Below are 25,420 nucleotides of genomic sequence, written 5' to 3'. Positions count from 1 at the left end.
TAGTGGTGATGCTTCCCGAGCCCGCCGGGTCGCCACGGGTGCGGTTGCCCGCGGCCGCGTATTCTGCGACCAGGCGGCATGGTCGCCACCGCCGGGCAACACGCGCGACAGCCCGCCCGGCACCGAAAAATTGCCGCGTCCGGGACAGCGCACCCGACGCAGTCCACGACCCGCACCACCTTGGAGGCTCCCCTGTCCGCCGGAACCGGTATCCAGACGCCTCGGGACACGCCGTCGGCCGATGCAGGCACGTCGACGGCGTCCAGCGACATCGCATCGACGACCGACTACGCATCGCTGAAGGCCGGTACACCCGCCTTCGTCCATGCCGTCGAAGCGGCGCTCACCGACTTCTTCCGCACCCGCCGCGCCGCCGTCGAACCACTGGGACCGGTATTCGTGCAGGCCGCAGAGGCACTCGTGCTGTTCGTGCTGCGCGGCGGTAAACGAACCAGACCGGCCTTCGCGTGGACAGGGTGGCTCGGCGCGGGCGGCGACCCCACCGGACCCGACGCGGCGGCCGTGCTCAAAGCCTGTGCCGCACTGGAATTGGTGCAGGCGTGCGCGCTGATCCACGACGACATCATCGATTCCTCGCGCACCCGCCGCCGTTTCCCCACCGTGCACGTCGACTTCGAGCAGCGCCACCGCGACCGCGGCTGGGCGGGTGATTCCGAGCACTTCGGCGCCAGCGTCGCCATTCTGATCGGTGATCTGGCGCTGGCCTGGGCCGACGACATGGTGCACGCCTCCGGCCTCGAGCCCGCCGCCATCGCCAGGTTCGCGCCGGTCTGGGCCCTGATGCGCACCGAGGTGCTCGGCGGGCAGCTGCTCGACATCAACGGCGAGGCGGGCGGCGACGAATCCGTGGCCGCCGCCCTCCGCATCAACCGGTACAAGACGGCCGCGTACACCGTCGAACGCCCGTTGCACCTCGGTGCGGCCATCGCCGACGCCGAGTCGCGGCTGGTCGAGGACTACCGCACCTTCGGCACCGACATCGGCATCGCCTTCCAGCTGCGCGACGACCTGCTCGGCGTCTTCGGCGACCCCGCCGTCACCGGCAAGCCCTCCGGCGACGACCTGCGCGAGGGCAAACGCACGGTACTGATCGCCGAGGCGCTACAGCGCGCCGACCGCACCGACCCGGACGCCGCCGCCCTGCTGCGCGCGAGCATCGGCACCGATCTCACCGCCGATGAGGTGGAACACCTGCGTACCGTACTGACCGGGCTCGGCGCGGTCGACGAGGTGGAGCGCCGCATCACCGACCTCACCGAACAGGGCCTGGCCGCCATCGAATCCAGCTCCGCCACCCAGGCGACGAAGCAGCAACTGCGCGCGATGGCGTTGGCGGCGACAAGGCGCGCGGCGTGAAAGTCGTTGCAGGACCGACAGATCGGGTCGTCGTCGTGGGCGCAGGTCTTTCCGGGCTCGCCGCGGCGCTGTATCTGACCGGCGCAGGCCGGACCGTGACGCTGCTGGAGCGCGCCGACCACCCTGGCGGTCGCGTCGGCTTGTATCGCGGACCGGATTACGAGATCGACTCGGGCGCGACGGTGCTGACGCTGCCGGAGCTGATCACCGACGCCCTTGCCGCCGTGGGGCGGACCCCGGAATCCTGCACGCCGCCACTGCGCATCCACCGGCTCGCGCCGAGCTATCACGCCCGGTTCGCCGACGGGGCCAGTATTCGAGTGTTCGCCGACCCGGAGGCGATGGCCGAGGAGGTGACCCGGGTCTGCGGGCCCGAAGAGGCGCGCGGCTATCGGCGACTGCGGACCTGGCTGGCGAAGATCTATGAGGCCGAGTTCGGCGAGTTCATGGACACGAACTTCGATTCGCCGCTGGACATGGTCCGCGAGCCCGAGAAGCGACGTGCGCTCGCCGCGCTGGTGCGACTCGGCGGGTTCGGCAGGCTCGGGCCGCGCGTCGGCCGCTTCCTGCGCGATCAGCGGCTGGCCCGCCTGTTCACCTTCCAGGCGCTGTACGCGGGCATGCCGCCCGCCGACGCGCTCGCCGTGTACGGCGCGATCCCCCATATGGACACTTCATTGGGCGTCTACTTCCCCGAGGGCGGCATGCGCGCCATCGCCGCCGCCATGGCGGACGCCTTCACCGCCGCGGGCGGCACCCTGGCACTGGGCACCGAGGTCACCGCGATCGACTACGCGGGCAGGCGCGCACGGCGGGTCCGCACCGCCGATGGCCGGACCTTCGACTGCGACGCCTTGGTGCTCACCACCGATCTCGGCGACATCGAGCGATTCGGGGTGCGCCGCCGACCGCTGCGCGCCGCGCCGTCGGCCGTCGTGGCGCACGGCACCGTGCCCGCGCGGGTCGCCGCGACGTGGCCCGTCCAGGCACACCACACCATCGATTTCGGCGCGGCGTGGGATCGGACGTTCACCGAGATCGCAGCGGGACGCGGGAAGGGCAGGGTGATGAGCGATCCGTCGCTGCTGCTGACCCGGCCCGCGCTCACCGACCCCGCCCTCTATATCGACAGAACCGACGGCCGCCACGAGCCGTTCTCGCTGCTCGCGCCATGCCCGAATCTCGAATCGGCGCCACTGGACTGGGACCGGCTCGGCCCGTTCTATCTGCGCGAACTGCTCGACATCCTGGAATCACGCGGCTACCGCGGCATCGCCGAACACTTCACCGTCGATCATCTCGACACCCCGAGCAGCTGGCGCGAACAAGGCATGCTCGCCGGTACCCCGTTCTCCGCGGCACACCTGTTCCGGCAGACCGGACCATTTCGTCCACGCAATTTCCCCCGCACTAGCGACAATGTAGTTATCGCTGGTTGCGGCACCACTCCGGGCGTGGGTGTGCCCACTACGCTGTTGTCTGGAAAACTGGCAGCAACCCGTATCACCGGTGCTCCGAGCCCCGCTCGGGATGAAACCCCACGCACCACCGGGATAGTGTTCCCGGCGAACCACTAAACTCAACGCCGACCTATTCGCTCGCGGTTGCGACCGCCGACCACTCCGGGGGAACCGACACCGTATGCCACCCCCCGAAGCCAGCGCCGCAGCCGACACCGAGGACTCGATCATCAACACCACCACGAGCCTCGCGGACCGCACCTCGAGCACACCGGACGCCCGGCCGAGTCGGCGCAGCGCGTCCAAGCCCGCCGCGCCCATCGTGACGTCCGCGCACGGACTCCGGTGGTGGGTGCGGACCTCGGCCGATTTCCTCCGCAGCCCAGAAGGGCATTCGGCGCTGCTCGGTTTCTTCGGCGCAGTGATGATCACCTTCGGCGGATTCGGCGCGGGCAGCGTCCGCAAACGCGATCCGCTACTCGAGGCGATGCACCTGTCCTGGCTGCGATTCGGCCACGGCTACGCACTGTCCACCATGGTCATCTGGGTCGGCGTGCTGCTGATGATCACCGCGTGGGTTCGGCTCGGCCGCACCACCATCGGCTTCGGAGACCGGCCGGGGGCAGGCGTCACGCTCAACGAGCTACGCGCGATCGTCGGCATCTGGATCTTCCCGCTGCTGTTCGCCGCGCCGATGTTCAGCCGCGACGCCTACTCCTATCTGGCCCAGGGCGCGCTGCTGCGTGACGGGTTCGACCCCTATCAAGTGGGCCCGGTCGCCAATCCCGGTGTGCTGCTGGACAACGTGAGCCCGGTCTGGACCACCACAACCGCGCCCTACGGTCCGGTCTTCCTGCTACTCGGCCGCGCGATCACCGCCATCACCAGCGACAACGTGGTGGCCGGAACGATCGCGCTGCGGCTGGTCATGCTTCCCGGCCTCGCGCTGATGATGTGGGCGGTGCCGTATCTGACCAAACATCTCGGTGGTAAGCCGACGGTGGCGCTGTGGCTGGCCGTGCTCAATCCGCTGGTGCTCATCCACCTCATCGGCGGCGTGCACAACGAGATGCTGATGGTCGGCCTCATGTGCGCGGGCATCGCGCTGGTGCTGGAACGCCACCATGTGGCGGGCATCGTGGTGGTGGCGATCGGTGTGGCCATCAAGGCGACCGCCGGGATCGCGCTGCCCTTCCTGGTGTGGATCTGGATGTTGCACGAAAAGGAACGCCGGGCGCTGGAGCGAGCCGCGAATTCCCCCGGCGCCACTGCGCCGCTGGAAGGCGAGCCGGACGCGGCCAAGCCCAGCGAGGAAATGCCCCACCCCGCACTGATGTTCGCCAAGATCGCCGGACTCGGGCTCAGCGTCTTCGCGGTGGTCTTCGCGGTCGCCTCGCTGGCGGCCGGTGTCGGCATTGGCTGGCTGACCGCGCTGTCGGGCTCGAAGAAGATCATCAACTGGCTGTCGCTTCCGACGATCATGGCGCACGTCACCACCTGGATCACCCCGTGGCGGATGGAATCGGTGCTCGGCGTGACCAGGACGATCTGTGCGGTGGCATTGGTCGCGGTGCTGGTGTGGACCTGGTGGCGGTTCCGCCACAGCGAACGCGAGGCCGTGCTCGGCATCCTCATCGCGTTCGTCGGAATCGTCATCCTCTCCCCCGCCGCGCTGCCCTGGTACTACTCCTGGCCGCTCGCCCTCGCCGCGGGCTTCGCGCTGTCGACCACCACCCTGATGGTGCTGGTCGGGCTATGCACGTGGCTCATGCTGGTGTTCCAGCCCGACGGTTCGATCGGGCTGTACAACTTCTGGCACGTAGCCGCGGCGACCTTCGTCGCCGTGGTGGCGGCACTGTCGCTGCGGAAAGTGGATCCGCTGCGCTTGCGGGCTAGCACGTCGGCGGATTCACCGGCGCCGTTACGGCCGTGACCGGTTCCGCCGCGGCCGTAACGAGTTCCGTGAGAGATCCCGCCGCCGAACTCCCCGTGGCATACCGCGAATGCCGGCGGATCGCCGCGGCGCACGGCCGCACCTACTTCCTGGCGACCCGGCTGCTGTCGGCCGAGCGAAGACCGGCAGTGCACGCGCTCTACGCGTTCGCGAGGACGGTCGACGACATCGTCGACCACACGGACGCCATCGAAGGAACTCTCGATCCGGTGGCGACCGCCCGCGTCGAGGACTGTGCCGGACTGCTCGATCGAATCGAGAAGCAGCTGCGCAGCCGCCTGGAGGGCAACCCGCTGCCGGAGCAGATCGGCGAACAGCGGGACCGGGTCCTGCTCGCCCTCACCGACACCATCGAACGCTACGACATTGCCCACCAGCACTTCTGGACGTTCATGGACGCGATGCGGATGGACATCGCCGGCACGCCGCCGTACCGCGACCGCTACGCGACGATGGCCGAGTTGCGCGAATACATGCGTGGGTCGGCGGCGGCGATCGGACTGCAGCTACTGCCGGTACTCGGCACCGTCGTACCGGTGGCCGAGGCCGAACCCGCGGCCGCCGCGCTCGGCGAGGCGTTCCAGTTGACCAATTTCCTGCGCGACGTCGCCGAGGATCTCGGTCGCGGGCGCGTGTACCTGCCCGCCGACGAACTCGCGGCGTTCGGGGCCGACCACGACCTGCTCATCCACTGTCACCGCACCGGGCGCACCGATCAGCGGGTGCGCAGGGCCCTCGCGCACCTGATCGCGGTCAACCGCGACATCTATCGTGCCGCCGACCGAGGCATCGACCTGCTGGAACCGCGCGTCCGACCGGCCATCCGCACCGCGAGCACGCTGTATGCGGGAATACTCGACCAGATCGAACACGCCGACTACGCCATCTTCCGTAGCCGCGCGGTAGTGCCACAGCGGCATCGCCTGCGGGTCGCCGCTCTGGAATTCGGCGCCGCCGCGCTCCGCGGCCCGCACCGGCCGAGCCCACGTCCCTGACCCGCGCCACCCTGCGACGCGGGCCGGGGACGAACCGGGTCAGAAAGGATCGGCAGCGGCGCGGCGGATGACTTCTCGGGCCAATGGGCCGTGCAGGGCATCGATCGGTCTGCCCGGCAGGGTCTCGTCCTCGGTGAAGATCCACTCCAGGATCTCTTCATCGGTGTACTTGGCGTCCTTCATCACGGTGATCAGGCCGGGCAGCGGTTTGACCACCGCACCCGTATCGTCGAAGAACCGTTCGGGGACGCCCGCGACACCGTCGCGGCGCACGGCCAGCATTTGATGGTCGCGCAGCATCTGATGCACCCGGGTCACCACGAGCCCGAGCTTGTCGGCCACCTCGGGCAGCGGCAGCACGGCCACGGACTCGGGAAGGACATCATCGCTGCAGGGAAATGCACTCACCCGGACAACGGTAGACGGTCCCCCGCCGCACGTCGTGAGACACCCGGGGCGCAATCGCCGATACCATCGTGGAGGCCGCACCGGGCGGCATGTCGCTTGTCGCAGTAATAGCGAGGGGTGAGAACTTTGTGAAAGCCGGAGGACATCACTTGATCGGGCAAATACTGGAAGGCCGCTACCGTATCGACGCGCCGATTGCCCGCGGCGGGATGTCGATGGTCTTCCGGGGTGTGGACACTCGCCTGGACCGCCCGGTCGCCATCAAGGTGATGGACCCGAAGTTCGCCGCCGATCCCCAGTTCCTTTCGCGGTTCGAATTCGAGGCGCGCGCGGTCGCCAAGCTGAAGCATCCGTCGCTTGTGGCGGTGTACGACCAGGGCGTGGACGGCGAATATCCGTTCCTCATCATGGAATTGGTGGAGGGCGGCACGCTGCGCGAGCTGTTGCGCGAACGCGGCCCGATGCCGCCACACGCGGCGCGTGCGGTCGCCGAGCCGGTGCTCGCCGCGATCGGCGTCGCGCATGCGGCGGGTCTGGTACATCGCGACATCAAGCCGGAGAACGTACTCATCTCGGATGCGGGCGAGGTGAAGATCGCCGATTTCGGTCTGGTCCGTGCGGTGGCCGCGGCCAACACCACGTCGGCGAGCGTGATTCTCGGCACTGCGGCCTACCTGTCGCCTGAACAGGTCACCAGCGGCACCGCTGATTCCCGCAGCGACGTCTACTCCTTCGGTGTGCTGATCTTCGAGTTGCTGACCGGCCGGGTCCCGTTCACCGGTGACACCTCGCTGTCGGTGGCGTATCAGCGGATCGAGAACGACGTGCCGAGCCCGAGCCAGTTCATCGCCGGAGTGCCCCCCGAGTTCGACGACCTGATCGCGCGCGCGACCGCCCGTGAACCCGCGCACCGCTTCGCCGACGCCAACGAGATGGTCGCCGCCCTGCATCAGATCTCGGTCGCGCTGAACCTGCCCTCGTATCGAGTGCCCACGCCGCAGGAATCGGCCGAGCATCTCAGCGCCAGCTACCGCATCGGCGCGCCGGATCAGCACGCGGGCCAACCCGCGGCCGGGCGCCAGGAACCCTATACACCGCAGTCGCCGCAGCACACCAAGGTCGTCACCGCGCCACGGCCCAGGTACGCCGACTACGGCCCGTCGGACGACTACGGCCCGCCCGCCGACTACGAGCCGCAGCCCTCGCACCTGCCGCAGCCCTCGCCGTATCAGGAATTCGACTCCGAACGCTCCCGCTCGCGCCGCACGACGCTGGTGTGGGTGGCCGTGGTGGCGCTCCTGACGCTGATCGTCGGTGTCGGCGGCTGGTGGCTCGGCGTCGGGCGTTTCTCCGCGGTCCCGCCGATCGCCGGGCTGGAACAGGAACGCGCCGTCGCCGCGCTGCAGAGCGCGGGCTTCTCCACCGAGATAAGGCAGAAGGCCTCGGACACCATCCCGGCCGGCGGCGTGGTCGGCAGCGACCCGCCCGCCGGGTCCAAGATCACCAAGAGCACGACGGTGGCGGTGCTGGTGTCCAGCGGCAAACCCCGGGTCCCGGAGGTGAAGCCCGGCGATGTCGTCTCGAAGGTCAATCAGCTCATCCGCGACGCCGGGCTGCAACCGGTGGACTCCGGCGAGACCGGAAGTTCCGCACCGAAGGGCTCGCTGGCGAAGATCGATCCGGCGCCCGGCACCGTGCTTCCGATGAACGCCCAGGTGAAGGTGTATCGCAGCAACGGGGCTCAGCCGGTCAAAGTGCCCGACGTGCGTGGCCGCGCCACCGCCGACGCCACCAAGATGCTCACCGATGCCGGGATCACGGTGCGGGAGACCCGCATGCAGTACGACAAGAACGTCGAGGGCGACAAGGTGATCGGCACCGACCCGGCCGCGGGCACCACGGTCCAGTCCGGCGACAGTGTCACACTGCTCGTCTCGAATGCCGTGAAGATCCCGACGGTGGTCGGGCAGAACGTCGCCGACGCGCGGGCCAAGCTCCAAAGCTTGGGCCTGCAGGTGACGGTGCGTCAGCTGACCCCATCGGACTCGTCGCTGGTGATCTCACAGAACCCCGGCGGGCTGTCGAAGGTCGAGCCGGGCACCACGGTCACGCTGGTCGCACTCCCCTGACCACCCCGGACGTCACATCGGCCGTGCGCCCGATGTGACGTCCGGTAGTGCCGAGAAGGTCAGCGCAGCATTTCCGCGACCAGGAACGCCAACTCCAGGGACTGCTGGGTGTTCAGGCGCGGATCGCACGCGGTTTCGTAGCGTCCGGACAGATCCAGATCGGAGATGTCCTGGGCGCCCCCGAGGCATTCGGTGACGTCCTCCCCGGTGAGTTCGATGTGCAGGCCGCCCGGGTGGGTGCCCAGTGCGTGATGCACCTCGAAGAAGCCCTGCACCTCGTCGATGATCCGGTCGAAGTGGCGGGTCTTGTAGCCGGTGGAAGCCTCATGGGTGTTGCCGTGCATGGGATCGCACTGCCAGATGACCTGATGGCCGGTGGCCTGCACCTTCTCGATGATCGGCGGCAGCACATCGCGAACCTTGCCGTTGCCCATGCGCGAGACGATTGTGAGCCGGCCTGGCTCGTTGTTCGGATCGAGCCGCTCGACATACTCCACGGCCTGGTCCGGCGTGGTGGTCGGACCGATCTTCAGGCCGATCGGATTGGCGATCAGTTCCGCGAGCGCGATGTGCGCGCCGTCGAGCTGACGGGTGCGCTCGCCGATCCACAGGAAATGCGCCGACAGGTCGTAGAGCACCGGCTCGCCCGCCGGATTCTCGCCGAGGCGCAGCATGGCGCGCTCGTAATCGAGCACGAGGGCCTCGTGGCTTGCGTAGATCCGGGCCGACTGCAGGCTCGGGTCCTTCACCCGGCATGCGGTCATGAACGCGAGACCGCGGTCGATTTCCTCGGCCAGCGCCTCGTAGCGCGCGCCCGCGGGCGACTGGGCCACGAAGTCGCGGTTCCAATCGTGCACCTTGTGCAGGTCTGCCATGCCCGCGCCGGTCAGCGCGCGCACCAGGTTCATCGCCGCGCTCGCGTTGGCGTAGGCGCGGACCAGCCGCGACGGGTCGTGCTCGCGCACCGCCGCGTCGGGTGCGAGCGAGTTCACCATGTCGCCGCGGTAGGACCTGAGGCCGAGCGAATCTGTATCGGAGGAGCGCGGTTTCGCGTACTGACCCGCGATGCGGGCAACCTTGACCACCGGCAGGCTCGCACCGTAGGTGAGCACGACCGCCATCTGCAGCAGGGTGCGGATGTTGCCGCGGATGTGCGGCTCGGTGTTGTCGGCGAAGGTTTCCGCGCAGTCACCGCCCTGCATCAGGAACGCCTCGCCGCGCGCGACCTCGGCGAGCTGCACGCGCAGCTCCTCCACCTCGGCGGGCACGCAGATCGGCGGCACGCTCTCCAGCACCGTCCGCATGTTGGCGGCCTGCTCCGGATCCCACGACGGCTGCTGCAGCGCAGGTCGGGCGAGCGCGTCGTCCAGCCGTCGCCGCAACTCGGCGGGCAGCGGCGGCAGTTCCGGCAGGCGATCGATGGGTACGTCGACGGTCCAGTTCACCAGTTCAGAATACGGACCATGTGGTCGCACAGATACCCGGAGGTGGGGGTGAACCTCGTACACCGAAGGTGTCGAGATCCCCACCCGAGAACCCCTGGAGCGATCGGCGGGCTACCGGCATAGGGTTGCTGGGTCCGGTCCCTGCCCAACCGCTCCGACTACCGAGGAGAAGACCGATCTCTCTGCGATATTTTTACGATTGCGAATTCATCGAGGACGGCACGACGATCGACCTCGTTTCCATCGGCGTCGTCTGTGAGGACGGCCGCGAATATTACGCGGTCTCAACCGAGTTCGATCCCGACCGGGCGGGCCCCTGGGTGCGCAAATATGTGCTGCCGCAGTTGCCCGCACCGTCCTCGCCGCGCTGGCGCAGCCGCAAGCAGATCCGCGACGACCTCTACAAGTTCCTGGTTCCCCGCTCCACGGTGCAGCCCGAATTGTGGGCCTGGGTCGGCGCCTACGATCACGTGGCGCTGTGCCAGCTGTGGGGCTCGATGGTCGACCTGCCGAGCACACTGCCCCGCTACACCAATGAACTGCGCCAGCACTGGGACGCGCACGGCCGCCCCGAACTGCCTCCCGTGCCGGCGGACGCCCACGACGCGCTGGCCGACGCCCGCCACAATCTCGCGAAGTTCGAGGCGATCGAAGCCGCCCGCCGCGCCGCCGCTCGCTCGTAATCCCGGCAGACGAAACACGAAGGCCCCGAGTCGGATTCGACTCGGGGCCTTCGCTGATACCAGCGATCAGTGGCTGTTCGTGCCGCCGTGACCGTTGTCCTTCTGCTGTGCCTTCTGCAGTACGGCGAGCTGCTTGTGCTCCTCCGCGTGCTCGATCTCGAAGGCCTGCTCGCTTTCCTGCCACGGGTCGGCCCGCAGGAAGCTGCCGGTGCCCGGCTTGCCCGCCGAACCCAGCTTGTTCATCTTCTTGGGCACATGGGCGCCCTGGTACTCCAGCGGGATCGGGTGGCCGTGGTCGTCGACCGGGCCGAGCGGCTGGTGCACCTCGATGTACTCACCGTGCGGCAGCCGCTTGATCACGCCGGTCTCGATGCCGTGCTCCAGCACCGCCCGGTCGCTGCGCTGCAGGCCGAGGCAGAACCGGTAGGCGACGAAGTACGCGACCGGCGGCGCGACCAGCAGGCCGATGCGGCCCATCCAGGTGGTCGCGTTCAGCGAGATGTCGAACTTCAGCGCCAGGATGTCGTTGACGCACGACAGCGTCAGCACGACATAGAACGCGATCGACATCGCACCGATGGCGGTGCGGACGGGCACGTCCCGCGGCCGCTGCAGCAGGTTGTGGCCGACGGTGTCGCCGGTGAGGCGCTTCTCGATCCACGGGTAGACGATCAGCACGGTGAACACCAGGCCCATGATCAGCGCGACCCAGAACACGGCCGGGATCGTGTAGCGACCCAGGTAGAGCTCCCACGGCGGCATGAGACGGGCCAGGCCGTCGGTCCACATCATGTAGAAGTCCGGCTGCGAACCCGCGGAGACCTGGGACGGGTTGTAGGGCCCCAGGTTCCAGATCGGGTTGATCTGCAGCAGGCCGCCCATGATGCCGACGATGCCGAGGGTGAAGGCGAAGAACGCGCCCTGGTCCGCGGCGAACACCGGCACGATGCGCGCGCCGACCACGTTGTTCTCGGTGCGGCCGGGGCCGGGGAACTGGGTGTGCTTCTGGTACCAGACCAGCGCGACGTGCGCGGCGATCAGCGCGAGGATGATGCCGGGGAACAGCAGCACGTGCGCGATGTACAGACGCGGGATGATGATGTCGCCCGGGAAGTCGCCACCGAAGATCAGCCAGTGCATCCAGGTGCCCGCGATCGGGATGCTCATCGTGATACCGCCGAACGCGGCCCGCAGGCCGGTGCCCGACAGCAGGTCGTCGGGCAGCGAGTAACCGAAGAAGCCCTCGAACATCGCCAGGATCAGCAGCAGGCAGCCGATGACCCAGTTCGCCTCACGCGGCTTGCGGAACGCGCCGGTGAAGAAGATACGGAACAGGTGCACGATGATCGACGCCGAGAACAGCAGCGCGGCCCAGTGGTGGACCTGGCGGACGAACAGACCGCCGCGCACCTCGAAGGAGATGTTCAGCGACGTTTCGTAGGCCCGCGACATGGTCACGCCGCGCAGCGGCTGGTAGGCGCCGTTGTAGACGACCTCGGTCATCGACGGATCGAAGAACAGGGTCAGGTAGACGCCCGACAGCAGCAGGATGATGAAGCTGTAGAGGGCGATCTCGCCGAGCAGGAACGACCAGTGGGTCGGGAAGACCTTGTTGATCGACCGCTTCATGAACGCTGCGGCCTGATACCGCTCGTCCGCGGCGTTCGCTTGGGCTGCGGCCTTACGACCGAGTGCTGAGGTCATGAACGACGCTCCCAGTAAGCCGGGCCGAGCGGCTCGATGAAGTCGCCATTGGCGACCAAGTAGCCCTCGGAATTGACGGTGATCGGCAGCTGCGGCAGTGCGCGAGCGGCGGGACCGAAGACCGGCTTACCCCATTCGGTCGCCAAGAACTGCGACTGATGGCATGGGCACAGGATCTTGTTGGTCTGCGACTCGAACAGCGAGGTGGGGCAGCCGAGGTGGGTGCAGATCTTCGAATAGGCGAAGTAGTCGCCGAAGTTGAAGCTCTCCTGGCCCTTGCGCTTGATGGCCTTCTGCGCGTCTTCGGTGCGCAGCCGGATCATCATGACGGCGTTACGGATTCCGCGCAGCGATTGCAGCGTCGCGTGCTCGTCGCCGCGCCACTTCTCCTTCCACGGGAAGACCGTCTCCATGGCGCCTGCGTCCATGTCCTCCGGACGCACGAGCACGATGTCCTCCGGGCGACCGGTGTCGCGGCGGATGTAGATGGTCTCGCCGGGGAAATCCGGAGTCCAGCCCGAGACCCACAGCGGCGACTTGTCGCCCTTGGCCCACGGGTTCTTGATCATGCCGCCGACGAACACGAGCAGCGCGCCGATACCGAGCACACCGACACCGGCGCCCGCCGTGCGGGTGATCATCTTGCGGCGACCGAGGGTCGAGGTGTCCAGCGCGTCGGTGAGCTCGGCGACCAGCGTGCGGCGCTCGATCTCGGGCGACCTGCCGTCGTGGCGGTCCTGGATGGACAGCTCGGCGGGGATGAACTTCTTGCGGATCAGCACCACCGCGACACCGATGACCAGCACCGCGATACCGAAGCTCAGGCCGACCAGCGGCGTGAACAGCGAGTAGGCGGCGTTGCCGTCCTCGCCGTTGCCCTTGTACTCCCAGGGCCAGAACAGGAACACACCGACGAGCACCGCGGCGGCCAGGCCGGACACCGCGAACCAGAACGACACCTGCCGCTCGGCCCGCTTCTCGGCGCGGGTGCCCGGAATCGGGAACCGCTCGCGCCGGTAGGCGACGTCGACGCCGTCGCGCGCGGTGCCGAGCTCGACCAGCTCGTCGCGCGACATCGCGTCGAGCTCTTCCTCGGTGGGATCCAGGTTCACAGTGCTGCGATCGGACGTTGCCCCGTCTTGCTTGGCCACAGCGGGGGTCGCCTCATCTTTCGACAGCTCGATGCTGTCGTCGCCCTCATCCGGCCGACCCATGTCGTTTGGCTCCTTATCCGTCATGACCTTGATCCGATCCACATCGCGGCGCCGACGACGAGCACGATGCCGACCACCCAGATGGCCAGACCCTCGGTCGCGGGACCGAAGCCGCCGAGACCGTACCCGCCCGGGTTGCGCTCCTCGGTGGCGTTCTTGACGTAGGCGACGATGTCGCGCTTCTCTTCCGGGCTCAGCTGCCGGTCGGAGAACTTCGGCATGTTCTGCGGGCCGGTGAGCATCGCGTCGTAGATCTGCTGCTCGCTGGCGGGCTCCAGCGGCGGCGCGAACTTACCCGAGGACAGCGCGCCGCCCTTGCCGGTGAAGTTGTGGCAGGACGCGCAGTTCATCCGGAACAGCTCGCTACCGCGGGCGATGTCCGGGCCGCGCAGCGATTCCTGGGCGACCTCACCGTTGGCGTCGCGCACCACGCTCGGGCCACCGCCATTGGCGGCCACGTACGCCATCAACGCGTCGGTCTGGTGCTCGTCGAACTTCGGTGGCTTGCGCTGCGCTTGGGCCTCGTTGCGCGCCATCGGCATCCGGCCGGAGGACACCTGGAAGTAGACGGCGGCTTCGCCGACGCCGATGAGGCTCGGACCGCGGTCGACCACACCCTGCAGGTTCGCACCGTGGCAGGTGATGCAGGAGGTTTCATACAGCTGCTTGCCGTCACGGATCAGCGCGGACTGGTCCTCGTGCGCGGTCGCCACCTGCGGATCCGGCGTGAAAACCGAGGCGAGGAAGCCAGCTCCGACCAGACCCACCAGCAGCGCGAGCCCACCCGCGATACGACGGCGGGCGCGGCGCTGTTTACGCGTCTTGCTGGCCTGGCCGCTATCGGGGCCCACGGGCTCTGGCGCTGACGGGGGAGATGAACTCATCTGTGTCCCTTTGGAGTAGACGGAACCGACTTGTACAAGATTGGGGGTTGCGTGCCCGGCTCAGCGGACGAAGTAGATCGTGGCGAACAGCCCGATCCAGACGATGTCGACGAAGTGCCAGTAGTACGAAACGACGATCGCGGCGGTGGCCTGCGCCGGGGTGAACTTACTGACCTTGGTGCGGATCAGCAGGAACACGAACGCGATCAGACCGCCGATGACGTGCAGGCCGTGGAAGCCGGTGGTGATGTAGAAGACCGAGCCGTAGGCGCTGGTCGAGATCGAGGTGCCCTCGTGGACGAGGTTCATGTACTCGTAGCCCTGGCCGAGCACGAAGAGGGTGCCCATGATCAGGGTGATCACATACCAGCGGCGCAGGCCGAACACATCGCCCTTCTCCGCCGCGAACACACCCATCTGGCAGGTGAACGAGGAAGCGACCAGCACGGTCGTGACCGGCACTGCGAGCTTCAGATTCAGCTCGGTCGGCTCCGGCGGCCAGACACCGTGGGCCTGGGCGCGCGCGACGAAATACATCGCGAAGAGCCCGGCGAAGAACATCAGCTCGCTAGACAGCCAGATGATGGTACCGACGCTCACCATGTTTGGCCGGTTCAGCGAATGCACACGCTGAGTAATGGCCGATCCTGGGGTCCCTACTGCGGTCGTCACGGGGGTAAGTATGACTCGTCGTAGTACGACACAAGTACCCGGGTACGAAACTTGTCCGTCCGTGTCGGAAAACGCACGGACAGACAGGCTCTCGTGTTCGATTCGCCGTACCTTCGACGCGACGTGCCGTCAGCGCTCTCGGCTTCACGTCCGAGCAGCCGAGACTCGCGCTTCGCCGCATCCGCTGGGACCTACGGCCGGCCGCGGACGGCGCTCGCCGGGCTCACACCGAGGTGGCCGGGAAGGCCGGGCGTGTTGCGTGCTGCCAGTCTGGCAGGCGACGGTAAGTAGAACCTGAGACGAGGAGGCTGAGGTGGCCCCACAGTGGTGGCGACGACTGCGGGGACAGGCCGGGTCCGCGGCCCTGGACCCGGATGCTGCCGATCTGGTGGTTGTCGCGACGAGTTTCGACGACGCCGAGGCCTGTTCGGCCGTGCTGGCGCGGGCCGCCGCGTGGCAGCCCGACGCGCCTGCGGTGCTGCGCCACCATCTGCGTGTCCCCAGCGGGCAGCTCGAGCGAGTGTGCGCCATCGCGGCTCAGGACGGGTACGCGCCCGCTGGGCAGTCCGGGGCAGCGGGTTCGGATGACCTTGCGCCCCTGATCCTGCAACGGGTGCAAGTGCTCGATGCGCTGCATTGCTCGCAAGAACGCTCCCGCATGGCGGGCCTCGCGCAGCGGCACGACGGCACGGCCGACGGATGGGACGCGCTGCAACCCGGTCACCCAACCGAGCAGCGGTAATAAGGTCTGGCCCACTAAGCTGCATCGCGACAAACTGGTGTGCGAACCAGTGTGACGGGAGAAGTGGACATGAGGGCGCGCAGCGAGCGAACGATCGGCGCGGCCGTGCATCGCACGGCCAGGCCGGAGCCGAGCCTCGGCGAGGCGAAGGCATGACCGAACGCAGCTGGCCCCAGGTGCTCGGGACCCTCGCCGACGGTGGCGACCTGGCCGCGGACGACACGACGTGGGTGATCAACGAGATCTTCACCGACAATGCGACGCAGGCGCAGATCGCCGCGTTCGGTGTCGCCATGAAGATCAAGGGACCGACGCCTGCCGAACTGTCGGGCATGGCTTCCGGGATGCTCGCGCACGCACGACTGGTCCACGTGGACGGCGATGCTGTCGACATCGTCGGCACCGGCGGTGATCGGTCCGGCTCGGTGAACATCTCCACGATGTCCGCGGTCGTGGTGGCCTCGGCCGGTGTCCCGGTGGTCAAGCACGGCAATCGGGCGGCGTCCTCCAAGAGCGGCGGCGCCGATGTGCTGGAGGCGCTGGGTGTGAAGCTGGCCCTCGGGCCCGCGGCGGTCGCCCAGTGTGTGCGCGAGGTCGGCATCGGCTTCTGTTTCGCACCGCTGTTCCACCCCGCACTGCGCTTCGCGGGACCCGCGCGGAAAGAAATAGGCATCCCCACCGTTTTCAACGTGCTCGGCCCGCTCACCAACCCGGCGCAACCGCGTGCCGGATTGGTCGGCTGTGCTTTCACCGATCTGCTGCCGGTCATCGCGGGTGTGTTCGCCGAGCGCGGCGCGAGCGCGCTGGTAGTGCGCGGAAACGACGGTTTGGACGAGATCACCACCTCCGACACCACCGCCGCCTGGATCGTCTCGGGTGGACGACTGCGGGAGACGACGATCGACCCGGCCCGTCTCGGTATCGCCCGAGTGGATCTCGACGCGCTGCGCGGTGGGGATGCCGAGGTCAACGCGGGCGTTGCCCGCGATGTGTTCGCGGGCTCCCCGGGCGCGGTCCGCGATGCCGTCCTGGTGAACTCCGCCGCGGCGATCGTCGCCTACGACCTGTCCCAAGGCGTCGGTGATCCCGACGCCGATGTGCACGACGCGCTTGCCGCCGGTATCGAACGAGCCGCCGCCGCCATCGACGCGGGCAAGTCCGCCGCGCTGCTCGACCGGTGGTCGAAGCTGACCAACACTCTCGGAGACAGCTGAATGGGCCGCACCGTTTGTCCGGATTCACCTTGTAGTGACAACTGTGTTTCGCGCCGCATGTCGTCAGTCCCGTTGTGCCATGGGCAGTTACAGTGACGACGCAATCCGGCGCCGCGCCCCAGGTTCGGCGTCGGGCGTGCGCCGCCCGGCTCGACTCGCAAGGAGCACACACATGAAGCGGGGCGTTTACGCGGTACCCGGTGTACTAGCGGTGGCCGCGGCGATCGCGGCCGCACCGGCCGCTTTCGCGGCGCAGGGCACCCTGGTCGTCAACAACACCGTGTATCGCGAGCCGTCGGGCTGCATGCAGATCAGCGCCGGGGTTGCGCAGCTGACCCTCGAGAACCACACCGACAACAGAGTGACCATCTTCAGCGGCATCGGCTGCCGTGGCGATGCGACGGCAACCCTCCTGCCGGGTGAAGCCCGTGCTACCAGCGGGTCCTCGCTCCAGATCGGCTGACCCGCTCCCCTGCGGGCTCACTCCCCCAGCGAGAAACCTGCCTCCACGTCCGCACTCGAGTAGGACTTGAACGCGATGTGGGTGATCGTGCGCGCGACACCGGGCGTCTTATCGATACGGTCGGTCACCACCTCGGCGATCTGCTGGTGATCACGCACCCGCACGATCGCGATCAGATCGACATCGCCGGCACACGAGTAGACCTCGGCGACGCCGTCGGTGTCGGCGAGCGCCTGCGCGGTTTCCGGGATCCGGGCATTCTCGGCGTTGATCATGACGATCGCGGTAATCATGAGTGTCAGCCTAATCCGCACAACGAGCACAGTCGGCGAGCAATCCGCGCCGGTCCGAGCGCAGGCGAGGCAGCCTCCTCAGTGCTCGGCGTATTCCTCTTCGGAGAGTCTGGCGCGTGCCGCGGCATCCGCCAGTCCCACCCAGCCCAGCCAGCGGCCCGCTCCGTAGGCGGGTTCGTGATAGCCGTCGGTGGTGCGCACGATGCGGGCCCCCGGGCGCGCCAGCCAGCGCGCGACGAGTGCTACTTCTTCTGGCGACGCTCCGCGTAGCGGAGGCATAGTCGACGCGGTGTTCCGACGTAGAGCCGCGACAGGGCGCGACCGCGAACCTCCGGGGCCCGCATCGACCACCGTGTGGGCCGCGGCGTGTCCGCCGACAACACCGGCACTCGCACCGGCACCGGCACCGGCACTCGCATCAGCATCAGCATCAGCATCAGCATCAGCATCAGCATCAGCATCAGCATCAGCATCAGCATCAGCATCAGCATCAGCATCAGCAGACCGGAGCGCACCGGAGCCCGGGTCGCCACCGGTGGGGATGACGGTTTCCGATGCGGCGACGATGTGTTCGACGACCGGCATCGGCGAGACACCCCGCGCCGCGTTGCCCGCGCCCGCGAGGCGGCCGTAGCGGATCACCGAGAATTCCCATCCGCCTGCGCCATTCGGGTGCGCGACGATCAGTTCGGCGATCCTGGCGACGGCGGCCAGACGTTGAGTGCGGTGCAGCGCGCGCACGACCGCGACCACGCGATCGCGCAGTCGGGCGGCTGCTTCGAAATGTTCGGCACGCGAATGGGTTTCGATACGGTCGAGCATGGCGCGCAGTGGCGCGTCGGCGCTGCCGGCGAACAGCGCTCGGACAGCCGCGGGCGCGGGCGCGTACTCCTCCTTATCTATAGGGATCCCGGCGCCAGTCGCGGCCGGGCAGCCGCCGACCATCGCATGCGGGCAATCGTGCAGGCCCGCAACCGCTAACCGAGTGGTGCAGGTGCGCAGCCCGGTGTACTCGGCGACGGTGACCGCCACTTCGGTGGCGTCCATCCGAGAGTTGAAGGGGCCCAGCGCATCCCGGTTCGGCGTTCGCACGATCGCGAAGCGCGGGAAGGGTTCGTCGGTCAGCGTGATCCACCAGGCGCGCTTGGGAAATTTCGAGCGGCGGTTGTAGGGCGGGGCATGCGCGACGAGCAGACGCAGCTCACGCACCCCCGCCTCCAGCGCGTGCGCGCACACCACGTGATCGACGCGGGTGGCCAGCGACACCATTTCCTTCATCCGGCCCCTTGTTTCGGAACCGGTGAAGTAGTTGCGAACTCGGCGGCGCAGGTTCACCGCGGTCCCGATGTAGAGCACCTCGTCGGAGGGGCCGCGAAAGAGATAGACGCCGGGACTGGCGGGCAGATCGGTGGCGAACACACGCTTGGCGCGCTGCCGGGAGGTCACTCCCGGCAGATAGTCGAGCAGTTCGGTGAGGCTGTGCACCCCTTGATTGCCGACGCGGGCGATCAGCGCGTGCAGAACGTCGACGGTGGCCCGCGCGTCGTCGAGGGCACGGTGCGTCGGCTGCGTGGTCGCTCCGAGCAGTGGAGCGAGCAGGCCGAGCCGGACCGAGGGTGCTTCGTCGCGGGTGAGCACCCGCCTGGCCAGCTTCACTGTGCACAGCACCGGCGCCGAGGGCCACGCGGTTGCGCTGCGGACCGCCGCGGCGCGCAGGAAGGCCATATCGAACCGCGCATTGTGTGCGACGAGGACAGCGCCCGCCGCGAACTCCAGGAAACCCGGCAGCACCGCCTCGATCCGCGGCGCTTCGTAGACCATGGCGGTGGTGATCCCGGTGATCTGCACGATCGCGGGCGGGATGTCCTGCCCGGGGTTGACCAGGGTGGCGAATTCGCCGAGTACTTCCCCGCCGCGCACCTTGACCGCACCGATCTCGGTGATCGCGTCGCCTTCTGGGCTGGTGCCGGTGGTCTCCAGGTCGACGACCACGAAGGTGGTGTCATAGAGCGGGGTATCGAGCTCATCGAAGGCCAGCTGCTTCGCTGCGGCCGGGCGCGGCACGGGGTCGGGCACGGCCTGGAGCGTATGGGGTGGGTCCGACAAGAACGCGCGCGAGATCGCACACGAAATGTCCGTATTTATCCCCGAGTATTTCGTTCTGATACCCGCGAAATGATCTTCAATTCGCAAAAGTGACTCAGATCACATTGTTATCAGAATTGCATCAATTGGTCGGATTGGCCCGAGGGTGCCGGATCGATGCCATCGGCGCGCTACCGCGTGTCGCACCGAGGTCGACCGCCCGTCCGGTGTCGAGTCGCTATCACCCCTGCTATCACCACCGCGACCTTGGGAAACGCGCGAAAATCCGATAGGCCGACCGACCCAGACAGCACTTCCGACGCGCCGGGTTGCGGCTCGAACAACCCTCGATAACGATCGACCGTTATCGTTTCGTGATTGTTGTGATCGATCTCGCACTTTATGCGCTGTCGTTTTGTTGAAGATCGACATTTCGGATGGGCTCGACTTTACAAACCACCGTGATGTGTTCGTAACCTTTTTGAGACCTCACGGAGTTCCACCGCGCTGCAGGGCCGGTGAAACGAAGTCCGCCGCACCACCGGGTACGGCGTCGTGGGGCAGATTCGGAGTACCGCATCATGGCGATCAACACCGTCAAGCGACAGGCGCAGCGTGCCGTTGCCGCCGGAGCCGTCGGCGCTGCCACCATCGGCGCGTTCCTTCTTCCGGCCGCCCCGGCCGCGGCTCAGCCGGTGACCGTCCCCGGCATCGGAACCTTCGAGGTTCCCAACGAGATCCCGATCCCCGCCGACATCCCCGGCATTCAGCTGGGCAACCCGCCCGCGCTGCCCTTCATGACGCCCATCAAGACCATCGGCGAGGTCGCGCTGGACGCCGCGATGACCAAGCTCGGCGCGCCGTACGTCTACGGCGCCGCGGGCCCGAACGCCTTCGACTGCTCAGGCCTGGTCAAGTGGGCCTACCAGCAGGCCGGCATGGAGCTGCCCCGCACCAGCGGCGCCCAGCTCGCCGCGGGCGCCGCGATCTCGACCGACGATCTGCAGCCGGGCGACCTGGTGTCGTTCTACGGCGGCGGACACTCCGGCCTCTACGCGGGCGACGGCAACGTGATCCACGCCTCGACCTCCGGCACCCCGGTGATGATCGCCCCGATCTCGTCGATGCCGATCGCAGGCGCTCGCCGCTTCTGACCCCCGCTCTACGACACGGCGGGGCCTCCGGACGGCGTCCGTGATCAATTCGTGCCCTACTGGACACAGACGTACGCCATTCCGTAACCTAAATGAGACCTTCCGGAGCCGCGAGGAAGAGACCGACCGTTCTCGCAGCTCACGGAGTCGATGCGGCTCATCGAGGGCAATGCGTCCGAGCACTTGACGAGGGAACGGGGCACGGCAGGCTGTGGCACATCACCGGAGACAAAGCACGAAACGTCTGGTGGGAGGGGCACTCACGGCCGGAATCCTGGCCGCATCGCTCTACGGTGGCAGTCCAGCCGGAGCCGATCCGGCCACGCTGCCGAACACGGCAGGCGAGGCCGTACAGCAGATGATCGATCTGTCGAGGCAGTCCGAGCAGCTCAACCAGCAAGCGCTGAACGTGCAGGCCGACCTCGACGCCAAACTTGCCGTCCAGCGTGACGCCGACGCCAAACTATCCGCGAGCACCGAGGTCGCCGACAATGCGCGCAACGAGGTGCGCAAGTTCCAGCCGATGGTCGACCGCACGGTGATCGCCGCTTATCAGGGCGCGCGGACCAACCGCCTGTTCGCCGTGCTGGCAAGCAACTCGCCGCAGCAACTGCTCGATCAGATGTCCACACTGGATGTGTTGTCGGCCAAGACCTCTGATCAACTGAACCTCTACAAGTCGGCGACCACCGCCGCCACCGCGGCGGAAACCGCCGCCCGCACCGCCGACAACGACGCTCGCGCCGCCGCGACCAAAGCGGATCAGGTGCGTGCCGAGCTGGAACGCAAGCGCGCCGACCTGTCCGGTGCGATCGCGCAGGTGGTCTCGGCTTGGGGCACGCTGTCGGCCAGGGACAAGACCGCGCTGGCGGGCTCACCCTTCCCGCCCGGCTTCGACCGCGACTCGCTGCTGAGCGGCCTCTTGCCGGGTAGCGGAACCAGCGCTCTGGCCGCGGGACTCACCCGCATCGGCGACCCGTATGTCTGGGGCGCGACCGGTCCGAGCCAGTTCGACTGCTCCGGGCTGGTGCAGTGGGCGTTCAAACAGGTCGGCAAGGACGTGCCGCGGACCAGTTCGCAGCAGGCCCGCTACGGCACCCCGGTGGACAAGGACGATCTGCAACCCGGCGACGTCGTGTTCTTCTACTCCGACATCTCCCATGTCGGCATCTACGCGGGCAACGGACTCATGTTGCACGCTTCCACTTTCGGTGTCCCGGTGGCCGTGGCACCCATGGGCTCGACGCCGTACCACTCCGCTCGACGATACTGAGTCGCTATGAGCGAACGCAGCAGTGTCGGACAGGTCCGCGCGTGGTTATCGGCCCGGCGGCGATTCCAGTTCGTGCTCACCGTCGCGATGGTGATGCTGCTGACCGGCACATGTGTCGGGCTGCTCATGGTGCCGAACCCGGTGCTGCCCAAACTACGAGCCGCCCAGCAGTCAAGGGCCGAGAGCCTCGGGCAGGTCGCGGCCGCCGATGACGATCCGCGGCTGGCCCAGGTGCGCCGCACCGTCGAACCGTTCGGCCAACTCGTCACGCGTGTGGTGCCCACCGGAGCCGGGCAGGAGTCGCTCATCGTCGGCCATCCGGACCAGCGGATCGAAATCGACGTCCTCGCACGCGAACTCGGCGCGGCGACCACCGCCGTGACCGACCTGTGGGGACCCGACTGGGCGCAGTCGGCGCTGGTGGTCGTGGCATCCGCGCCCGCCGAGTTCGCCACGCTGCTGCGCGCCACCACCGACCTGCCCGCGGAGGTCGCCGCCGCCTCCATCGCCGATCCGTTCGCCCCAGGCACCCGACCGGCAGCTCAGCGCGTGGTTTTCAGCCCCGACGCGGGCCGCCGCCTGTCCCCCGACGGGCTGCGCACGCTGCTGCGCCACGAACTCACGCACGTCGCCACCCGCGCCCAGACCGTCGACGGCGCTCCCCCCTGGATGTTGGAGGGCTTCGCCGAATACCTCGCCCACCGCGGCCAGGACCACCGCTTCGGCGATATCGCCCCCACCGTCACCACACGAGCCCGCACCGGCGAACTCCCCGCCGACCTCCCCGCGGCAGCCGCATTCACCGGCAAACCGGCCGTCCTCGCCTACGAGCAAGCCTGGACGATCTGCGCCTTCGTCGCCGACAAATACGACGAACCCCACCTGGTAGACCTCTACCGCCGCATCGCCGCGAGCACACAGGACCCCGCCTCCGAGGACCGAATCCTGCAGGAAGTCCTGCACACCACCCGAGCAGAGTTCATCGCCGACTGGCGCGCCTGGCTCAGCCCCCGCGCCGCCTGAGTTTCGCGCCGACGGCTCGGAAGCGAGACCAAGGGGGCCGCGAACACGCAGCGCCGCAGGCGCTGCCAATCCAACACAGTAGGTTGGTGCGCATGGCCCGAACTCTGCTGGTTACCAATGATTTCCCGCCTCGGCCAGGCGGTATCCAGTCGTATCTGCAAGCGTTGGCCGGTGAGCTGCCGCCGGATGATCTGGTTGTTTATGCGCCGAGGTGGCGCGGAGACAGTCATCTGAAATTCGATGCCAAGCAGAAGTTTCAGGTGGTTCGTCATCCGACGACGTTGATGTTGCCGACGCCGCTGGTGATGCGGCGAGCGGCGCGGCTATTGCGGAGTGAGAACTGTGACACCGTCTGGTTCGGTGCGGCGGCGCCGTTGGCGTTGCTGTCGCCGATGCTGCGGCGGGCGGGGGCGGAGCGCATTCTGGCGAGTACGCACGGGCATGAGGTCGGCTGGTCGATGGTGCCCGGAGCCAGGCAGGCATTGCGGCAGATCGGCGAGCACACCGATGTCGTCACATATGTCAGTCGGTACACGCGTGGCCGGTTCGCGTCCGCGTTCGGCGCGAATGCGGCGTTGGAGTATCTGCCGCCGGGGGTGGACACCGAGGTGTTCCGGCCGGATCCGGCGGCGCGCGCGGAGCTGCGTGAGCGTTATGGGCTCGGTGATCGGCCGACCATTCTGTGTCTGTCTCGGCTGGTGCCCCGTAAGGGCCAGGATGCGCTGATCGTCGCCATGCGCGAGATCCGCGAGCGCATCCCCGGCGCGGTGTTGGTGATCGCGGGCGGCGGGCCGTATGAGGAGAAGCTGCACGGACTCGCGGCGGCGCTCGGTGTCGAGGACGACGTGGTGTTCACCGGGCGAGTGCCGTCGTCGGAGCTGGCCGCGCATCACACTCTCGCGGATGTCTTCGCGATGCCGTGCCGCACGCGCGGCGCCGGTCTCGATGTCGAGGGGCTCGGCATCGTGTATTTGGAGGCGTCGGCCGCGGGTGTTCCGGTGGTGGCGGGTCGCTCGGGTGGTGCGCCGGAGACGGTGTTGGAGGGCAAGACCGGCCGGGTAGTGGACGGCCGCAAGACCTCGGAGATCGTCGAGGCCATTGTCGGCATCCTGTCCGATCGCGACGCCGCCGCCAAGATGGGCGCCGAGGGCCGAGCGTGGGTGGAGCAGCAGTGGCGCTGGGACAGCCTCGGCGCTCGATTGCGCCACTTGTTGCGGTGAACACCGCCCAACGGGACGGTATACCGCCAGCGGTTGCCTGCCACGAGGACAGCCGAGCGGAGCGGAGCATCGCCCTGGCAGGCCATCCATTACGCTCAGCGAGGTGAGCAGCATCCAGGTCGCAGATATGACCTTCGTCGCCGCCGACGGGTCCGCGGTCGCCGACGTCGTGGCGGCACCGAACAATTGGCGCCGCTGGTGGCCCGACCTCACCCTGGAGGTCCGAGAGGATCGGGGCGACAAGGGAATCCGCTGGTCGGTGACCGGCGGGCTCACCGGAACCATGGAGGTATGGCTGGAGCCCTCACTCGATGGGGTGATCCTGCACTACTTCCTGCATGCCGAACCGTGGTCGGCGAACCGGATGTCGCCGCGCCAGCTGCTCGCGGCCAATCGGGCACGCCGGGTGGCGGGCAAGAACATGTCTTTCGAGGTGAAGGCGCGACTGGAGGCAGGCCGCCCGGCCGGCGTCGCACCCGCGAACGCGTCCTGACGCACACACTCGCTCACCACATCATCAAGGCCACAGCACAATAGAAGGCACAACACCGTAGCTGGAAAGGAACCGTTGTCCGCCATGGCCGACAGGACCCAGAGGTCGATCATCATCGAGGCACCATCGCAGCGGGTGATGTCCGTCATCGCCGATCTGGAGTCCTACCCGGAGTGGGTTTCGGCGGCGAAGTCCGTCGAAGTATTGGACAAGACCGCCGACGGCCGGGTTCGCACCGCACGGTTCGTGCTCGACGCGGGCGTCGTCAAGGACACCTACGTGCTGTCCTATACCTGGCGTCCCGACGACAAGGCCGTCAGCTGGACCCTCGTCAGCGGTGACCTGCAGAAGGCACAGGACGGCACGTACGAACTCATCGACCAGCCCGATGGCGCCACGCAGGTGACCTACGAGCTGACCGTCGACCTGAACATCCCGATGATCGGCATGTTCAAACGCAAGGCCGAGAAGGTGATCACCGATACCGCGCTGAAAGAACTGAAGAAACGGGTCGAAGGCTGATCGCGCACAGTAC

General features: G+C 67.8%; 23 protein-coding genes. 15 read left to right on the top strand and 8 right to left on the bottom strand.

Features of this window, described 5'->3' with window-relative positions; genetic code table 11:
- The first annotated feature begins 180 nt into the window (after positions 1–180).
- The 4 genes from ACFU4Z_RS30160 to ACFU4Z_RS30145 all read left to right on the top strand — a co-directional run bounded on the left by ACFU4Z_RS30160 (position 181) and on the right by ACFU4Z_RS30145 (position 5,786).
- Positions 181–1,377: a polyprenyl synthetase family protein gene (locus ACFU4Z_RS30160; RefSeq protein WP_379069720.1), complete on the top strand. Its 1,197-nt coding sequence runs from the start codon at positions 181–183 to the stop codon at positions 1,375–1,377.
- Positions 1,374–2,954, top strand: coding sequence for a phytoene desaturase family protein (gene crtI / locus ACFU4Z_RS30155; protein WP_379069646.1), 1,581 nt, complete (start codon positions 1,374–1,376; stop codon positions 2,952–2,954). The genes ACFU4Z_RS30160 and crtI overlap by 4 nt, the downstream gene beginning before the upstream one ends.
- A 64-nt stretch (positions 2,955–3,018) precedes the next feature.
- Complete coding sequence (locus tag ACFU4Z_RS30150; RefSeq protein WP_379069643.1) at positions 3,019–4,770, top strand: alpha-(1->6)-mannopyranosyltransferase A; 1,752 nt, start codon at positions 3,019–3,021, stop codon at positions 4,768–4,770.
- Positions 4,771–4,799: 29 nt separating this feature from the next.
- A complete protein-coding gene (locus tag ACFU4Z_RS30145; RefSeq protein WP_379069640.1) occupies positions 4,800–5,786 on the top strand; it encodes a phytoene/squalene synthase family protein in 987 nt (328 codons plus the stop codon).
- 39 nt (positions 5,787–5,825) lie between these two features.
- On the opposite strand, the gene ACFU4Z_RS30140 is transcribed toward ACFU4Z_RS30145, so the two are convergent.
- Entirely contained in the window at positions 5,826–6,194 is a 369-nt protein-coding gene (locus tag ACFU4Z_RS30140) for an Rv2175c family DNA-binding protein (protein WP_379069637.1), read from the bottom strand.
- Between the two features lie 89 nt (positions 6,195–6,283).
- On the opposite strand from ACFU4Z_RS30140, the gene pknB reads away from it, so the two are divergent.
- Complete coding sequence (pknB, locus tag ACFU4Z_RS30135) at positions 6,284–8,323, top strand: Stk1 family PASTA domain-containing Ser/Thr kinase (RefSeq protein WP_379069717.1); 2,040 nt, start codon at positions 6,284–6,286, stop codon at positions 8,321–8,323.
- Between the two features lie 59 nt (positions 8,324–8,382).
- Here pknB and ACFU4Z_RS30130 read toward each other — a convergent pair whose 3' ends face one another.
- Positions 8,383–9,768: a class II 3-deoxy-7-phosphoheptulonate synthase gene (locus tag ACFU4Z_RS30130; protein WP_379069634.1), complete on the bottom strand. Its 1,386-nt coding sequence runs from the start codon at positions 9,766–9,768 to the stop codon at positions 8,383–8,385.
- Between the two features lie 182 nt (positions 9,769–9,950).
- Between ACFU4Z_RS30130 and ACFU4Z_RS30125 the strand changes: the two genes are divergently transcribed.
- Entirely contained in the window at positions 9,951–10,451 is a 501-nt protein-coding gene (locus tag ACFU4Z_RS30125) for a polyadenylate-specific 3'-exoribonuclease AS (protein ID WP_379069714.1), read from the top strand.
- Between the two features lie 66 nt (positions 10,452–10,517).
- On the opposite strand, the gene ACFU4Z_RS30120 is transcribed toward ACFU4Z_RS30125, so the two are convergent.
- Genes ACFU4Z_RS30120 through ACFU4Z_RS30105 form a run of 4 tightly spaced genes read right to left on the bottom strand, consistent with a single transcriptional unit; the run spans position 10,518 to position 14,925 of the window.
- On the bottom strand, positions 10,518–12,155 hold the full coding sequence (locus ACFU4Z_RS30120) for a cytochrome bc complex cytochrome b subunit (protein ID WP_379069631.1): 1,638 nt from the start codon (positions 12,153–12,155) through the stop codon (positions 10,518–10,520).
- Complete coding sequence (locus ACFU4Z_RS30115) at positions 12,152–13,369, bottom strand: ubiquinol-cytochrome c reductase iron-sulfur subunit (RefSeq protein WP_379069628.1); 1,218 nt, start codon at positions 13,367–13,369, stop codon at positions 12,152–12,154. Before ACFU4Z_RS30115 ends, ACFU4Z_RS30120 begins: the two co-directional genes overlap by 4 nt.
- 20 nt (positions 13,370–13,389) lie before the next feature.
- A complete protein-coding gene (locus tag ACFU4Z_RS30110; RefSeq protein ID WP_379069625.1) occupies positions 13,390–14,253 on the bottom strand; it encodes a c-type cytochrome in 864 nt (287 codons plus the stop codon).
- 60 nt (positions 14,254–14,313) lie between these two features.
- Positions 14,314–14,925: a heme-copper oxidase subunit III gene (locus ACFU4Z_RS30105; protein WP_379069623.1), complete on the bottom strand. Its 612-nt coding sequence runs from the start codon at positions 14,923–14,925 to the stop codon at positions 14,314–14,316.
- Positions 14,926–15,238: 313 nt separating this feature from the next.
- On the opposite strand from ACFU4Z_RS30105, the gene ACFU4Z_RS30100 reads away from it, so the two are divergent.
- From ACFU4Z_RS30100 to ACFU4Z_RS30090, 3 genes are all read left to right on the top strand, one after another.
- Complete coding sequence (locus ACFU4Z_RS30100) at positions 15,239–15,667, top strand: hypothetical protein (RefSeq protein WP_379069620.1); 429 nt, start codon at positions 15,239–15,241, stop codon at positions 15,665–15,667.
- Between the two features lie 152 nt (positions 15,668–15,819).
- On the top strand, positions 15,820–16,881 hold the full coding sequence (gene trpD / locus ACFU4Z_RS30095; protein ID WP_379069618.1) for an anthranilate phosphoribosyltransferase: 1,062 nt from the start codon (positions 15,820–15,822) through the stop codon (positions 16,879–16,881).
- A gap of 172 nt (positions 16,882–17,053) precedes the next feature.
- Positions 17,054–17,344 carry a hypothetical protein gene (locus ACFU4Z_RS30090; protein WP_379069615.1) on the top strand — a complete coding sequence of 97 codons (291 nt, stop codon included), beginning with the start codon at positions 17,054–17,056 and terminating at the stop codon, positions 17,342–17,344.
- A gap of 17 nt (positions 17,345–17,361) precedes the next feature.
- Here the strand turns inward: ACFU4Z_RS30090 and ACFU4Z_RS30085 are convergent, their stop codons facing one another.
- Together ACFU4Z_RS30085 and ACFU4Z_RS30080 are read right to left on the bottom strand one after the other, a co-directional pair.
- Positions 17,362–17,637: an Lrp/AsnC ligand binding domain-containing protein gene (locus ACFU4Z_RS30085; protein ID WP_366530392.1), complete on the bottom strand. Its 276-nt coding sequence runs from the start codon at positions 17,635–17,637 to the stop codon at positions 17,362–17,364.
- A 78-nt stretch (positions 17,638–17,715) separates the two neighbouring features.
- A complete protein-coding gene (locus tag ACFU4Z_RS30080; protein WP_379069611.1) occupies positions 17,716–19,713 on the bottom strand; it encodes a DEDD exonuclease domain-containing protein in 1,998 nt (665 codons plus the stop codon).
- Between the two features lie 590 nt (positions 19,714–20,303).
- Between ACFU4Z_RS30080 and ACFU4Z_RS30075 the strand changes: the two genes are divergently transcribed.
- The 6 genes from ACFU4Z_RS30075 to ACFU4Z_RS30050 all read left to right on the top strand — a co-directional run bounded on the left by ACFU4Z_RS30075 (position 20,304) and on the right by ACFU4Z_RS30050 (position 25,407).
- The gene (locus tag ACFU4Z_RS30075; protein ID WP_379069608.1) at positions 20,304–20,876 is read left to right on the top strand and encodes a C40 family peptidase; all 573 of its coding nucleotides are present in this window, start codon (positions 20,304–20,306) and stop codon (positions 20,874–20,876) included.
- 247 nt (positions 20,877–21,123) lie between these two features.
- The gene (locus ACFU4Z_RS30070) at positions 21,124–22,149 is read left to right on the top strand and encodes an NlpC/P60 family protein (RefSeq protein WP_379069605.1); all 1,026 of its coding nucleotides are present in this window, start codon (positions 21,124–21,126) and stop codon (positions 22,147–22,149) included.
- Positions 22,150–22,155: 6 nt separating this feature from the next.
- On the top strand, positions 22,156–23,172 hold the full coding sequence (locus tag ACFU4Z_RS30065) for a hypothetical protein (protein WP_379069602.1): 1,017 nt from the start codon (positions 22,156–22,158) through the stop codon (positions 23,170–23,172).
- A gap of 92 nt (positions 23,173–23,264) precedes the next feature.
- Positions 23,265–24,392 (top strand): glycosyltransferase family 4 protein, encoded by a 1,128-nt coding sequence (locus ACFU4Z_RS30060; protein ID WP_379069599.1) that lies wholly within the window; start codon positions 23,265–23,267, stop codon positions 24,390–24,392.
- Between the two features lie 103 nt (positions 24,393–24,495).
- On the top strand, positions 24,496–24,885 hold the full coding sequence (locus ACFU4Z_RS30055; RefSeq protein ID WP_379069596.1) for a polyketide cyclase / dehydrase and lipid transport: 390 nt from the start codon (positions 24,496–24,498) through the stop codon (positions 24,883–24,885).
- Positions 24,886–24,969: 84 nt separating this feature from the next.
- A complete protein-coding gene (locus ACFU4Z_RS30050) occupies positions 24,970–25,407 on the top strand; it encodes an SRPBCC family protein (RefSeq protein WP_379069593.1) in 438 nt (145 codons plus the stop codon).
- The last annotated feature ends 13 nt before the right edge of the window (positions 25,408–25,420 follow it).

The organism is Nocardia sp. NPDC057440 (assembly GCF_042802915.1).
GTDB lineage: Bacteria > Actinomycetota > Actinomycetes > Mycobacteriales > Mycobacteriaceae > Nocardia.
Note: the sequence above shows the minus strand (reverse complement) of the source record. Positions and strands in the feature narration are given on the sequence as shown.

What these genes read in the sequence shown, in the direction of transcription:
- ACFU4Z_RS30150 (WP_379069643.1), top strand. Translation starts at nt 3,019, where the DNA reads ATGCCACCCCCCGAAGCCAGCGCCGCAGCCGACACCGAGGACTCGATC.
- pknB (WP_379069717.1), top strand. Translation starts at nt 6,284, where the DNA reads ATGTCGCTTGTCGCAGTAATAGCGAGGGGTGAGAACTTTGTGAAAGCC.
- ACFU4Z_RS30120 (WP_379069631.1), bottom strand. Translation starts at nt 12,155, where the DNA reads ATGACCTCAGCACTCGGTCGTAAGGCCGCAGCCCAAGCGAACGCCGCG.
- ACFU4Z_RS30115 (WP_379069628.1), bottom strand. Translation starts at nt 13,369, where the DNA reads ATGGGTCGGCCGGATGAGGGCGACGACAGCATCGAGCTGTCGAAAGAT.
- ACFU4Z_RS30110 (WP_379069625.1), bottom strand. Translation starts at nt 14,253, where the DNA reads ATGAGTTCATCTCCCCCGTCAGCGCCAGAGCCCGTGGGCCCCGATAGC.
- trpD (WP_379069618.1), top strand. Translation starts at nt 15,820, where the DNA reads ATGACCGAACGCAGCTGGCCCCAGGTGCTCGGGACCCTCGCCGACGGT.
- ACFU4Z_RS30090 (WP_379069615.1), top strand. Translation starts at nt 17,054, where the DNA reads ATGAAGCGGGGCGTTTACGCGGTACCCGGTGTACTAGCGGTGGCCGCG.
- ACFU4Z_RS30085 (WP_366530392.1), bottom strand. Translation starts at nt 17,637, where the DNA reads ATGATTACCGCGATCGTCATGATCAACGCCGAGAATGCCCGGATCCCG.
- ACFU4Z_RS30075 (WP_379069608.1), top strand. Translation starts at nt 20,304, where the DNA reads ATGGCGATCAACACCGTCAAGCGACAGGCGCAGCGTGCCGTTGCCGCC.
- ACFU4Z_RS30065 (WP_379069602.1), top strand. Translation starts at nt 22,156, where the DNA reads ATGAGCGAACGCAGCAGTGTCGGACAGGTCCGCGCGTGGTTATCGGCC.
- ACFU4Z_RS30060 (WP_379069599.1), top strand. Translation starts at nt 23,265, where the DNA reads ATGGCCCGAACTCTGCTGGTTACCAATGATTTCCCGCCTCGGCCAGGC.
- ACFU4Z_RS30050 (WP_379069593.1), top strand. Translation starts at nt 24,970, where the DNA reads ATGGCCGACAGGACCCAGAGGTCGATCATCATCGAGGCACCATCGCAG.